A 12,741-nucleotide genomic window follows, 5' to 3' on the forward strand; every position below is an offset into this window, starting at 1 on the left:
TGCGCTGTCATCTCCGCCTGCATCCCAGGACGATCCGAGACCCTCCGTAAGAGGGAAATCACGGTGTCACGGAGTTTCCGGCGATGGCAGACCTCCGAGCAGCTGGCGAAGGCCACCGTGGTGTGGTGCGCTCCATGACTCGGGGTCGTGGATCCGGGTGGGCCGCGCCGGTGATGCTGCACCGTCATGGAGACGGCGGCCACCACGCCAAGAGCCCCAGGTCGGGGTCCCGACTCGCGTGGAGGACGGCCACGGCATTCAGGAACAGGTCATGGAAGTGGCGTTCCCTGGTTTCGGCGTACCGCTCTAGGGCCTTCTCTTCAGGGTCCGCTCTTCTTGCGAGTCCACGAGGCGCCCGCCGTAGCCTGCGGGTGAAGGGCTCCACGAACCAGGGCAGCTTGGTCAGGGTGCCGTCGGGCGTATACCACTTGTTGGTGGTTAGGTCTTCCTCGATGGACTGATCCATCCCAGGCGCCCAACACTGCCGATCCCGGAACAACGCCTCCCGGGCCACCACCAACCCGTGCTCAGCAAGGGCTCCGCACGGAGCCGAGAACGGGATTGCGAGGCGCACCCGCTGCCCGTCGCTCCCGATGCCCAGGCCCTTGCGCGCTTCCAACAGTCCCTGCAGGCGGCTCTCATGGCCCCCGCCGTACCGGTGCACCCGCTCCCGGGACACGTACCGGCGGCCGGCCCGGCCATCACACTCCAGGGCAACCGGCCGTAATCGTAGGTGTGGAGGAACCCGATGGGATTCCGGGAACCGATCCAACAATAGAATGTACAGCAGTCTGCACCTTGCCGTAGATAGCGATAAAACCACCTCAGTCATATTTGATAGACAAGCAAACCCCCGAACACACCACCATGGGGCAACTCGTATTACTTCAACCCTCTGTTTCTGAGGGTAAACAAACGCACGCCTGCGACCGATGATGTGATATGGAGGTGATGGCCATGAAGCCTAAATCAGTTAAGCAACGAGTTGATTGGGCGATGGCACTGTCGCTAGGATTCGTTGCTATTAGTGTTATATGTCCAAGCATCATATTCTGGATGTTTGAACCAAACACCAATCTGACACAGGGACGCATGTTCCTTACATTCACTGCCCAATTAACAGGTTGGATCACACCTCTTGCAGTGACTGCCTTGACGGTCAATTGGGGTGAAGGTAAGAAGGGCCGGGCATTGGATCGAAGAGTGCGAGGGATTCTGAGGATCTTCACCACAGTGGCATTCGTTCCCTTTGGTATGCTCGTCTCACTGGTGTGCCTTTTTACTTTAGGAATCGATGCCGCTATAGGTGTATCAGAAAATTTGATGCATACGGCAATTGTTGTCGCAACAATTCTTACAGGAGTTGTCATAAGCCTAATTACTTCTTTGTTGTTCCAAATAGCATATTTAGAACTGAAGGAATAGATTCTTGCTGTACGATGGTTGATGAACAAACCGGCGGAATTGCGTAAGGGGGGCGGTGAAGAGCCCTCCTCTATCCCCGCGCGGCGCAGGGGTCCGCACCAGGTGGTTCGTAAGCACGGCGAAGGTCGTGCCAGGACTGGGGGAGCCTTAGCAGCCCCTGGGTACCCGAGTACGGCTTGCCCCTTGAGGGCTTTGGGCAGGCGGACCTCGGTGTGGGCCTGGGAGTAGCTCTAGTCCCAGCGACACGGCCGTGGTCAACCGGACCCGCCAGCCGGCATGGATGGCGGCCATCCCGAGGGCGATGGCCGTGTGGGTCGTCGCCGTTCCCGTCGGACCCAGGCAGGCCACGTTCTCCCGAGCCTTGACGAGGCTCCCTTACGCCAGCTCAAGCGCCCGGGCCTTGGGCAGGTCGGGAAGGGCCGTGAAGTCGAAAGACTCCAGCGTTTTCAGGCGCGAAACCGGGCCATCACCAACCGGTGGTTCAGGCGGCTCTGGCGCCGTGACTCGACTCCGGCCGTGAGGCAGGCGGCCAGGTAGGCCGGGTGGTCCTGGCTGATCGGGGCGGCGTCCCTGGCCAGTCGTGGTAGGCTTTGCGGAGCACCGGGAGCGGTAACTCCCGGGCATAGAGGTCGATGAGCGCTTCCTGGGTCGCCTTAGCGGCGCTCATCGGCGATTCCCTCCCGGCAGGGTGTCATAACAGGCCGGATCGGAAGCCCGGACCCGATGGGCGGCTGACCGGTCCGGAACGGGCACCCGCTCCGGTGCAGGACGGGCCAGACTGTTGAGGATCAGCTGGCGAATGGGTTGCGCCGCCAGCAGCCCCTGGGATGCGGCCTCCTCCAAAGCCAAGGTCACGAGGCTCAGCTTGTCGACCGCGACGAGGGGGCGGGCGGCGCTGAAGGGCCAGTCCGGCAGGGGCCGCAGCGCCGCCCGCTCTTGTTCTCATTCCTCCCACTGCCGCTGGCGCTTCCGCTCACATCGGGCGAGCAAGTGGCGTTCAGCGCCTCCCAGTCGGGAACCGCCCCCTTCTCGTGGGCCTCCCCGGGGCGGCAGACGGCGCTGTCGAACAGCTGGTGCGCACGGAGGCTGCCAAAGAAGGTGTGTTCTTCGCGGGCCTTGCCGGCAAGGATCTTCGTGACCGCCGTCTTGGCGTTGTCAAAGATGCATTCGTGGGGGACGCCACCGAGCCAGGCAAAGGCCCGGCAGGCCTTCCAGGAAGGTCTCAAGCCGCTCCGTTGGCGACGCCCAGGCGAAGATCACGCCGCTGGCCCGCAGGCGAAGGACGAACAGGTGGGCGACCGTGCGGCGGCCTCCGAGCACCACCAACGCTTCGCCCCAGTCGACCTGGGCCGTCTGGCCCCACGCGGCCGCCAGAGGGCGGAACGGTTCAGGGTACTGGCCGTGTACCTGGGCGACGAACCGTCGCACCGTGGACTGGGCGCCTTGAAACTCGTACTCTTCAACAAACCACTGATCGATCCGGCGGGCGGTGTAGCATTGCTTGCGTGGCGCCGGGGCATCCTGCTCCAGCCACGTCAGGATAACGTCCCGGTAGGGGTCGAGCACGGGGCTAGGGCGCAGCGACTTGAGCCGGTACCGAGGGGGGCGGCACTCGCCAGGGCCTTGCGAATCGTCTGGCCGGCAAGGGCGAGCTGCCGGCTGATCTTCCGGATGGACCAGCCATCGACGCAGTGGCGCTGTCGGATAAACTCGATATCAACCATCCCGAGCACTCCGTCGGCCTCCTGTCCCTGGAAGGTCTGGACACCCTCCCAGCCTACAGGGGGTAGGTCTCGGGGTGGATAACTTTTCAGTTAGCACAGAGGCCTCCGGTGGGCACCTGTGATCGAATTCAAGCCCCCAGCAATCGAGCCACTCTTCGACGACAGTGGGGTTCCTCATGGATGTCAGGCCAAAGGACCTCGGCGACCCCGCCCCAGTCGGTCACGGCTTGGGCGACCTCAACGAGGCGCCGCTGCTTTTGCGCCATAAGCTTGGGCTTCGCTGCTTCGTAGGGCTGGCCCGAAAGGAGCATGCGTCAGGCGACGATGAGGAGCTTCCGGGCCAAGGCCACGACCGCCTTGGGATGCCCGATTTGCTGCTGCTTCCGGTGGCAGAACGCACCTAAGGGGGCCCTGATCGTGACACGCCACCGCGAGAGCGGCCTCGACGAGGACGGTGCGCAAAAGTTTGCATCCATTCCGGCTGATCCGTCCCCGGTGGTCCTGCTCGCCGGACTGGTGGACTGACGCATCGAGGCCGGCGTACCGCGTCACCTGCTTGGCCGTACGAAAGTGGGTTGGATCCCCAAGGGACGCCCAGGTCGGCGCGGCGGTGATAAGGCCCACCCCGGTGATCACCAGCAAAAGCTGAACGGCCGGCTGGTCGGCCACCTGCCGCGCGATCTCCGCTTTCACGGCCTGGAGGTCGGCGTCCACCCCCTCCAGCTGCCGGAGCGTGCTGAGGAGGATGACGCGTTCGGCCTGCGGCAACTGACTCAGGGCTTCTCGGTCCAGGCACTTCCGGGGGTTCACCTTCCGCGGGATGGGCAGCCCGTGTCGCTGGAGCACGGACTTGGCCTGGATCAGGTACCGCCGCCGGTTCCGGACCAACCGGTCCCGGTATTACAACAGGTACAGAACCTCGCGTACCGCCGGCGGTGGTACCCACACGGCCGGCACCATCCCCAGGGCCAGCATCTTGGCCAGCCGTTCGGCATCCACGCGATCCGTGTGCCGACCGGCACCCAGGCGCTTCAGCTCCAAAGGGTTGGCCAGCAGGACCTTTCCGGTATATGAAAGCACATCGTGCACGTCGAAGGCGTTCCCGGTGACCTCGAGGGTGATCTCGTCATCCGCACGCAGGTGCTCCACGAAGGTCGCCCACCCTGCATCGGTATTGGGGAACCGGAAATGCCTTCCCTCTTGTTGGTCCACTTGTTGGTCCACCTTCCATTTGCAGCCGCGAATGTACCGTTTCTGAAGATCCAGCCCGAAATACCGGGGCACGGTGTTGTTCCCCCTGTCCCGGGCTTATGGCGGCAGACGGCGATCGCAGCGCACTCACCTGTCCGGGCTATCGGCCGAAGCCGCGCCTATGGAGGCGGTTCGCAGGAGGCGGCTGACCAGACAAAATTTGGAGCTCAAGGCCCACGACCCACTACGGCCGCCCCCCTGCCTACGCCCCGCCAAGACGCCGCCTACGGATCTGGACACCCCCTTACCGAGGCGGCCTCGCTTGTACTGCCGCCCGCTGGGGGCTTGTACTTCGATCATGCCGACAATATTCAACCGGCCTTGACACAGATCCCCAAGCGCCGACCATACGCACTGCGATCAATACGTGTCGCCCTGGCGGGTATACGCCCATTCTTTACCATACCGCCAGCTGTGAAATGGGCGTTGAAATGCGCGTCAACAACCAAGAGCACTAGAATTAACCGGCTGAAAGAGGAAGGAATCGAACATTGACTGGATCACCCGTGGCGATTCATCCATTTTCGGAACCGGCGGACCAGTCATGGCAATGTTAAAGACAGAGGGGGGATCCCGTCGGATCCCCCCTCTGTCTTGTCTTGGATTAGCGGCCGCGAATTACCGGCTAACGGAGACCTTAACCCCAGCCTTCACCGGGTAACCGTTAGCATCCTTTAGGGTTGCGGCAGGGCCACCCTTCGTTTCGACGGTAAGGTTGCTCGCCTGCTTGACGGCGTTCCAATTGCTCGAGCCACCCGTGATCGTAAATATGATGGTCTTCCCATCAACCTGACCGGTCGCACTGGTGTCCGGTGCTGCGTTGAAGGCCGTGCCATCCCCGACGATCACGAAGTTGTTTACCAACGTGTTGATGTCGACCGCAACCGAACCCAATGCCTCGTCGAATGTGAGCGCCAGGGTATCTCCCAGAAGCCGTGCGCTCTGCAGAACCGCCGCCGTGTTATCGTACACCTGAACCGTGGCGGAGGTAGGATCGATCACGTTGCCGGCCTTATCGCTGACGCCGCTCACGCGAAGGATCGCCGGCGCACCGTTGGTCTGGTCACCAATGTTGATGGAGTTGGCTGGCAGTACAATCTCCACCACGGTCTTCGTCGCGTCCGTAAAGTAGATGTCGGTACCGCTCGGCAGCGACTTACCATCCAGGCTATAGTTCGCCAGGTTCAAGGCAGTGCCCGACGTGACCTCTTCACTGAAGGTAACTTGGAACACGTTCTTGGCACCGGCCTTGTTACCAATTGTGACGGTCGGCTTTGTGGTATCGGACGGATCCCCGACGGTAACAGTAACGCTCGTAGCGCTATTGGCGTTACCTAGAGCGTCCGTAACCGCGCCAGCATTCACCTTAATGGTGTACGACCCGTTCGGGATCGGATTCACACCCTGCAACGCAATCGTAAGGACCTTGCCATTGACGGATGGACTATTAGCGACGGTGTAGCGGACGCCATCGGCATTCGTAACCACAATTTGATTCACATCGACGGTGGCACCCAGGTCCTCCGAGAAGGTTAACTCGAACCCGCTCTTGTCCGACTTAACGGCCGCGGAAGCCAACGCAGGCCCCGTCCTGTCAGGAGTCATGGTTACAGTAACTGAAGATATCATCATTGACATTGCCCGCAGCATCCGCCACGGCGCCGCGCGGAATGAGCACCGTGAGGACCTGGCTGGCACCTGAGTCATCGTAAATGCCGTAGTTCGGCGCGCTGCCCAGATTAAGAGTTACGATGTAGTCGTTCTCTTCGGTACCGGCGTCGGCCGCCACCGCAACACCGTTGTTGTTGTCATATACAGCAGCGCCCTTGACCACCTTGACCTCGGAGGCATCCAGTTGGTTCGACGGTGTCGGCTCGCTGAACACCAGTCGAATCTGATTGTGGGCGGCCTGCACTGCGGACGTCAGGTACGGCTTGTTCGTATCGGCCGGGGGAGCCGTAACGGTCCCGTTAAACAGCGGCATCTCAAGGCCGGCGTAGTCCGTAGCACCCGCCAAATAGACGGTCGCCGATGTGTTCGCGGCCAGTTGAGCGGAGAAACGGACCTGGGTGTCGCCGCGGTGAAGGTGTCTAACGTGACTGGAGCACCATTAAACCGCGCGACCGTCGGCGCCGTCTTAAGCGGCTCCGAGAACGTGACAACCACCTTCGTGTTGGCCGCATCGTACTCGACCTTAGCGACCGTGGGAGGCGTGTTGTCCGAGAAGGTAACAGAGAAGCTTTCACTGTTGACCGTCTCCGCGCCGCTCTTGTCCTTGACGCCCGCAACCTTGTAGCCGTAAGTCGAGTTTTGAGGCTTCTCAGTCTGGAACGTTAGGACAACTGTGCGGTCGTTCACGAGGGCAGCAGTCGCATTCGTGCCAATGGGCGTGCCATTTTCAAGGTACTTAGTCTCATCTTCTGCGGTCGTCTTATCAACCGCCTTACTAAACACAATCTGCAGCTGCTTGAGGTTCAGAGCAGTCATGGACTTGACCGACAACGGCTGGTTCGCCAGATGGGTGTGAGCCCGGTGCGCCGTCGCGGCCGCCTGGCCACGGGTGATGTTGTCCGCCGGGCCAAAGGTGGTGCTGTTGTAGCCGTTCATGATGCCGGCAGCGGCCACGGCACCGATGGCCTTAGCGAAGGCGCTGTTGTCGGGGACGTCGGCGAAGTTCTCTGCGGCATCGGCCAGATTCAGGGCCCGCTGCAGGATGGCCGCGGCCTCCTGGCGGTTGATCGGCTTGTCGTAGCCGAATGTCCCATCGGCGTAACCGTTGATCAGATTCGCGTTGTAGGCCTTCACCACGTAGCTGTACAGGGCCTGGCTGGAGTTGACGTCGCTGAAGGGTTCGCTACCGCCCTGCAGCTCCTGGCCTGAAGCCTTCTCCAGTGCCAGGACCACCATCTTGGCGAAGGCAGCCCGAGTCACATTCTCATTGGGCCGGAAGGAGCCGTCTTCGTAACCGTCCACGAGACCCGCATTGTGGGCCGCCAGGATCTCGTCCGCCAGCGTGCCGCTCACGTCCGGGAACTGGCCGTGGCCGGCAAACGCGGCCATCGGGAACAGCGCCAGCACCATGGCCAGCACCACCAGGATGGCCGCCGTCTTGCGCGAGTACTGCAAATAAGCGGTACTCAACTCCGGACCTCCTCCTCTGTCCCTAATGGACGGGGACTTGTGGGCTCTGCACCCACGCCCGCGGCATCCACCGGGCCCCGAAAGGATCGGTGGCTTCCGCGGGTATCGCGCCGGGACGGCCAACGGGACCCGTATGTATCGGCCTTCCGTGGTCCCCGCGGCGCTAAAGCGAATCCGCCGCGTCATCCCCTTCGGGATCCGGCTCGTCCGGATCCGGTTCGTCCGGAACCGAGCCGGCCGGGCGGCCGTTGCCGCGCGGCACCCCTTCCGGGTGACCACCGGCAGTCAGCATCCGCAGGAGCTCCTCTATCTCGTCGCGCCTGTACCTGTACTGGCCACCCAGCGTCTGGATCGGATGCACACCGTACTCCGCCAGCTTGCCGGATGATTGCCAGTTCAGAAAGGTACTGCGTGATACGCCGAGGAGGCGTGCCGCCTGCGAGCTGGTTAGATACTCACTCACCTCCCCCCCCTCCATCCGGCGGTGCGCCTTGGCTCAGCGGCCTTCGACCTGTTCCGCTGGGGAACGGGCCTCCTCGGCCGCGGGGCGACCCTTTGCGGGCCGCGCACCGGGATCCGACACCCCTTGGGGTACCGGAAGGGCCAGCCGCTCGCTGACGGCTGGATCGGCGCGTGGTCCAACCCCTTCCTGCCGCCCCGCCCATCCCACCGTCCGACGGGCCGGCGGCCCTGTCACCCCCCTTGCCGGGTTCCGGGGCATCCCGTTGGCCCTTCGGGATTCCCAGCCGCCTTACCAGCGCCCAAGGGACGTTTCCATGGATGCACCCGGCAAAACTGAATAAACGTCCAAACTGTTCAAACTGACCAATTTGTGTTGTGTGGGATCAATGGCTACTTCTTGCATACAGTCTGAATTGAACAATCCTTATAGGAAAGCTAATTTGTAGGGTTCGAAGAGTGTCGAATCGGCTTGCAGCATGGTGTTTTCTCCGCCGATTCGTCCATTCCTCCTGTCCTACGTTAGAATTGTCCAACCCGGCTAAAGACGCCCAAGCTGTATTTTCGGCAACTTTGTTGGGATGCTTCAAACCGTATGACACCGGTATAATTGGCTTCTTCTAGCAACTTTCCTGCCGCAGCTCGCTCTCGCTCTTCCAATCGCCCTCGTCCATTTTCCATGGAAGGGACGTACCACGGCAAGACGCGGAACGGGCGTCGAAGGGCCCGGCGGGGTTCCGGGCCCTTGGACCCGACCTGATTTGTGTGGGGCTGAAGAGGGGACATCCGGAAAGCAGGGCCTGGGTTTTCAGAGCTCCCCGGACCAGCGGCGACTGGCGGCGTCGGCGTAGTCCAGATGGGCAGATGCCAGGATAGCCATGGGGCGGGTGGCTTCGGCGATCTGGCGGCGGAGGTCGTCGTACCCGGCTTCGACCGCCTCCAGGCCGGCCTCCAGATCCTTCGCGGTCACGGTCTCCAGGTCATACACGTACCTGTCCAGCCCCAGCCGGCCCAGAACGCCCGCCACCTTGGGATCGTAGTTCAAGGCCAGGACGGGCACGCCCGCCCGGACGGCGAAGATCAAGAAATGCAGCCGCATGCCCACGGCCAGCCATGAGCGGGCGACAACCGCCTCAATCTCAGCCGGAGTCAGGGTGGCAGGCAGGATGCCGACGCGAGGGCCATGGCCACGTGTAGCGCCTTCTTCGATCAGGTCAGCCAGGCGCTGGGAGGCCTCGTGATCGAGCCGGCCTTCCATGGGCACCAGGACCACCTCCACATCCGGGCGGGTGGCCAGCACGTGGCCCAGGAAGGCCGCCAGCTCGGGGAAGAAGCGATCCTGGCCGGGCCAGCTGCGCACCGACACGGTGATCAGGCGCCTGGCAGGCCCCGCCCCCCGGCGGGGTTCGGCCGCATCGAAGGGTTGATCGAAGGTTTGGGAGAAGGGCTTCGCGCCCGCCCCGGGCCGCGGCAGGCTGAAGACGCAGTCCGCCAGCAGCTCCCGCACCGGGCGGCGGACCCCCACCTGCTCGAGAAGGTGGAGGGAGCCCTCGTCCCGGGTGGTGATGACATCAGCCTGGGACGCCAGCCAGCGGGTCAACAAACGAGCCCAGCGGCCCCGCAACGGCCCGACGCCATGCCCCAGGAACAGCACCCAGCAACCTGCCAAGCGCGCCCAGGTGGCAATCATTAAGTAGTAAGGAACGGGACCGCGCAGCAGGAAGGTGCGGGTGGTATCCTGCAAAAGGCCGCCGCCGCCCGAGATGAACACGCCCGCCCGGGCTAGTGCCCGTGCCTTGGCCAGGAGATCCCTTCGCCAGCCCCGGTACGCACTCTTCACTCCGTGGGTACGAGCTGTTTCTTCCGGGCGGATGGAGAAGACCGTGATATCCTCATAACCCCGCTGGCGCAGCTGCCCCAGGACCGCGGTCAGAATCGCCTCATCCCCTGCGTTGCCCGCCCCGTAGAAGCCGGAAAGAACCACCGGCGGCCGGCACCCCGGTCGGGGAGGAACCTCCGGGCCGGCGCGGTGGACGGCCGCCGGTTCGAGCCGCCAGCGGGCAGAGGCATAGGCGGAGAGGCGGGCCAGGGTGAGCTGGTAACCCCACAGGGCAACAAGAACCCCAAAGTCGAACCATTGCCCTAGACTGGCGTCGTGCCATTCACCACCGGTGCGCTGTTCCCTCAGGACTCCGGCGATCACCAGAAAGAAGGTGGCCAGGAGCAGCCGCCAGGCGGCAGGCCGCAACCGGCCGTCCCGGCGGGCCATTTGCCAGAGAGCCAGGGCTGTAGCCCCGGCGAGAGGCCAGGCCATCCCCCAGCGTAAAACCGGCGCAACCACCTGCTGGTCCTGGCCGGCGGCGGCCGGGAGTGCGCCATAGGTGAGAGCGGCCACGTTGCCCGGGTCCGGCGAGACTCCCACCCCCACCTCCCACACCGGCGCAGCGGCAGCCACCAGAACCAGCAGGAGGCACAGCATCATAACACCCGTGGCACCGGCCCCCAACCAGGGTGAGGGGGCGGGTACGGGCTCCTGGGGAGACCCGGGTGCTTGGGGACGCCACCGGCGCAGCAGGGCATATACGACCCAGCCCGCCAGCCCCGGCTCAATATGCAGCGGCCGCCCGGAGAGACGTGCCCATAAAGCGGCGGCGGTCACCAGGACCACCGCCGCTTCCACCAGGTTGATCGAATCGGCGAACCATCGGTTCCGGAAGCTGCCCTTCCGCGAACCCTGTAGGTCTGCTCGAAGCCTCACGACGTAACCATCCTCTGGCGTGCTACACCCTCTGCAACTCAGGTTTGACCACCGCAGCGCCACCCGCGCAAGGGTACGGATACGGCGTGACCGCTGAGCGAACTATCGCAGGTACTCATACAACCGGACCACGGTAGCTGCGGCCTGATCCCGCTGGATAGCTTGACCGTATCCGAAGCGCTCCTCCGAGTAGCCTACCATGATCTGCGCTGCGGCAACCGCACCGATGGCGTCCGAAAAGGCACTGTCCCGAGGAACGTCGGGGAAGCGGACACCTGCGGGCTGCAGCTGCCCCGCCCGCCACACGATGGCCGCCGCTTCTTCCCGGCGGATGGGCCGGTCGGGTTCGAAGGTGCCGGCCGGCGTTCCCCGGATGTACCCTTGCCCGGCCGCCTTGAGCACGTATTCATAGAGCGCCTGGCGCGGCGACACGTCCGGGAAGCCCTTGCCCTCGGGCAGCGGCAACTGCTGGCCCCGGGCCGCCTCCACGGCCCGGACCACCATGGCCGCGAATTCTGCCCGGGACACGGGCTCCCTGGGCCGGAACAGGTTGCCGTCATAGCCCTTCACCAGCCCCAGCTGGCGGGCCTGCTCGACCTCGCCGGCCAGGGTGCCGCTGACGTCCCGGAAGGGCGGACCCGCCACCGGCGGAGCCTGGGGTGCCGGCGGGTTGGGAGCAGGCACCGGAGCCCCTCCCGGATCCTCGGAACCGGGCGTCCCACCGGGGGTGTCCGGGGTGCTGCCGCTGCCGTCACCCGGTGAGCCGGGGGCCGGGGAGGTACCGTCGCCGGTGCCCGGGGCAGGGCTTCCGCCGGTGCCGTCGCCCGGAGGCTGGGTTCCTCCGTCGCCGGGTGCCGAGGGATCGCCGCCCGGGTTCGCGGGGTTTCCGGTGCCACCGTCCGCCGGCTGGCGGCCGGGGACCACGGGCCCGTCGGGCAGCCGGGCCAGGAGGAACGCGCCCGCGCCGTCGGCGATGCCCCTGGCGGCCGCCCGCAGGAAGCTCGCGTCCTTCAGCAGGGCCGCGTCGTCCTTATTGGTGACGAAGGCCACTTCGACGATGACGGCGGGCACCAGGGACCGGTTGGTGATGGCCAGGGTGTGGCCGCGGATGGCGGTATCCCGGTACACCCCCTGGCCCGCGCTCCGGTGGTCGAAGCCCTGGCGGGTGGCGGTCCAGTAGAGGGTCCGGTCGTGGATGGCCTGGGCCAGGATCTGCGATTCGGGGGCGTTGCCCCAGATGGCCATGAGGCCGCGGGTGCCGGTGTTGGCGCTGGCGTTGTTGTGGACGCTGATCAGCATGTCCGCCGGCCAGCTGTTGGCCATGCCGGTGCGGGTGCCAGGATCGTACGGATTGTCCCGGTTCCAGAGGGGCAGATTGGGCTCCCGCGCCTCCCGGGTCATGCGCACCTCCGCGCCCCGGGCCACCAGGATGTCGCGGAGGGGCAGGGCGATGGCCAGGTTTGCCTCCCGCTCCACCACGCCATTGGCATAGGCGCCCCCGTCGATGCCGCCGTGGCCGGGGTCGACCACGATCCGCACGCCCGTCAGGTCGGCGGTGATGTAATCGCCCGCCACCCAGCCCACGGTACCGCTGGGCGCCTGGACCTCGAACCAGCCGCCCTGCTTGGTCCGCAGGGTCACCACGGTGCCTTCGGGCAGCCGGTCGATGACGTCAAACCCCGTGCCGGGCCCCGACCGCACGTTGAGCAGCGTACCGGTGACGATGGCCCGCGCCGGGACCGGGCCCGCCGCCTCGGCCGGCCGCAGGCCGGCGCCGGCCCCCGCCACCAGTACCATGAGCGACGCCACGGCCAGGATGGACAGGGCACGGCGGCGAAGGGGGCGCCAATTGGGGCGCCAGTGGGGGCGCCAGCGTCCCCAGCCGGATCGGCGGCGGCTTCCGGACCGTCCCGGGCTCCCGCCGGCGGCTGACCGCTCGCAAGCCATGCCTTTCCCTCGCCCCTCGGCGGACCCGCTTGCCCA

At 64.8% G+C, this 12,741-nt stretch carries 10 protein-coding genes and 1 pseudogene; 1 reads left to right on the forward strand and 10 read right to left on the reverse strand.

All coding sequences use genetic code 11. The features are described 5' to 3' along the window. Positions 1-184: 184 nt before the first annotated feature. Positions 185-466: a hypothetical protein gene (locus tag ACZ5T9_RS10885; RefSeq protein ID WP_464833091.1), complete on the reverse strand. Its 282-nt coding sequence runs from the start codon at positions 464-466 to the stop codon at positions 185-187. A 485-nt stretch (positions 467-951) separates the two neighbouring features. Between ACZ5T9_RS10885 and ACZ5T9_RS10890 the strand changes: the two genes are divergently transcribed. Then, positions 952-1,425, forward strand: a complete 474-nt coding sequence (locus ACZ5T9_RS10890; RefSeq protein WP_464833092.1) for a hypothetical protein — start codon at positions 952-954, stop codon at positions 1,423-1,425. Between the two features lie 147 nt (positions 1,426-1,572). Here the strand turns inward: ACZ5T9_RS10890 and ACZ5T9_RS10895 are convergent, their stop codons facing one another. The 9 genes and pseudogenes from ACZ5T9_RS10895 to ACZ5T9_RS10935 all read right to left on the reverse strand — a co-directional run bounded on the left by ACZ5T9_RS10895 (position 1,573) and on the right by ACZ5T9_RS10935 (position 12,555). Further along, positions 1,573-1,773: an ATP-binding protein gene (locus ACZ5T9_RS10895; protein ID WP_464833093.1), complete on the reverse strand. Its 201-nt coding sequence runs from the start codon at positions 1,771-1,773 to the stop codon at positions 1,573-1,575. 807 nt (positions 1,774-2,580) lie between these two features. Then, a complete protein-coding gene (locus ACZ5T9_RS10900) occupies positions 2,581-2,991 on the reverse strand; it encodes a hypothetical protein (RefSeq protein WP_464833095.1) in 411 nt (136 codons plus the stop codon). Positions 2,992-3,277: 286 nt separating this feature from the next. Further along, positions 3,278-4,433: pseudogene (locus tag ACZ5T9_RS10905) on the reverse strand (IS110 family RNA-guided transposase). A 585-nt stretch (positions 4,434-5,018) separates the two neighbouring features. Beyond that, on the reverse strand, positions 5,019-5,978 hold the full coding sequence (locus ACZ5T9_RS10910; RefSeq protein WP_464833097.1) for an Ig-like domain-containing protein: 960 nt from the start codon (positions 5,976-5,978) through the stop codon (positions 5,019-5,021). 16 nt (positions 5,979-5,994) lie between these two features. Next, a complete protein-coding gene (locus tag ACZ5T9_RS10915) occupies positions 5,995-6,285 on the reverse strand; it encodes a hypothetical protein (RefSeq protein ID WP_464833098.1) in 291 nt (96 codons plus the stop codon). A 38-nt stretch (positions 6,286-6,323) separates the two neighbouring features. After that, the gene (locus ACZ5T9_RS10920) at positions 6,324-7,541 is read right to left on the reverse strand and encodes an S-layer homology domain-containing protein (RefSeq protein WP_464833099.1); all 1,218 of its coding nucleotides are present in this window, start codon (positions 7,539-7,541) and stop codon (positions 6,324-6,326) included. 163 nt (positions 7,542-7,704) lie between these two features. Beyond that, positions 7,705-8,004, reverse strand: a complete 300-nt coding sequence (locus ACZ5T9_RS10925; protein ID WP_464833101.1) for a helix-turn-helix domain-containing protein — start codon at positions 8,002-8,004, stop codon at positions 7,705-7,707. Positions 8,005-8,808: 804 nt separating this feature from the next. Next, positions 8,809-10,758, reverse strand: coding sequence for a polysaccharide pyruvyl transferase family protein (locus tag ACZ5T9_RS10930; RefSeq protein ID WP_464833103.1), 1,950 nt, complete (start codon positions 10,756-10,758; stop codon positions 8,809-8,811). 102 nt (positions 10,759-10,860) lie between these two features. Further along, entirely contained in the window at positions 10,861-12,555 is a 1,695-nt protein-coding gene (locus ACZ5T9_RS10935) for an N-acetylmuramoyl-L-alanine amidase (RefSeq protein ID WP_464833105.1), read from the reverse strand. Positions 12,556-12,741: the final 186 nt, after the last annotated feature.

Source organism: Thermaerobacter nagasakiensis, from assembly GCF_055396825.1.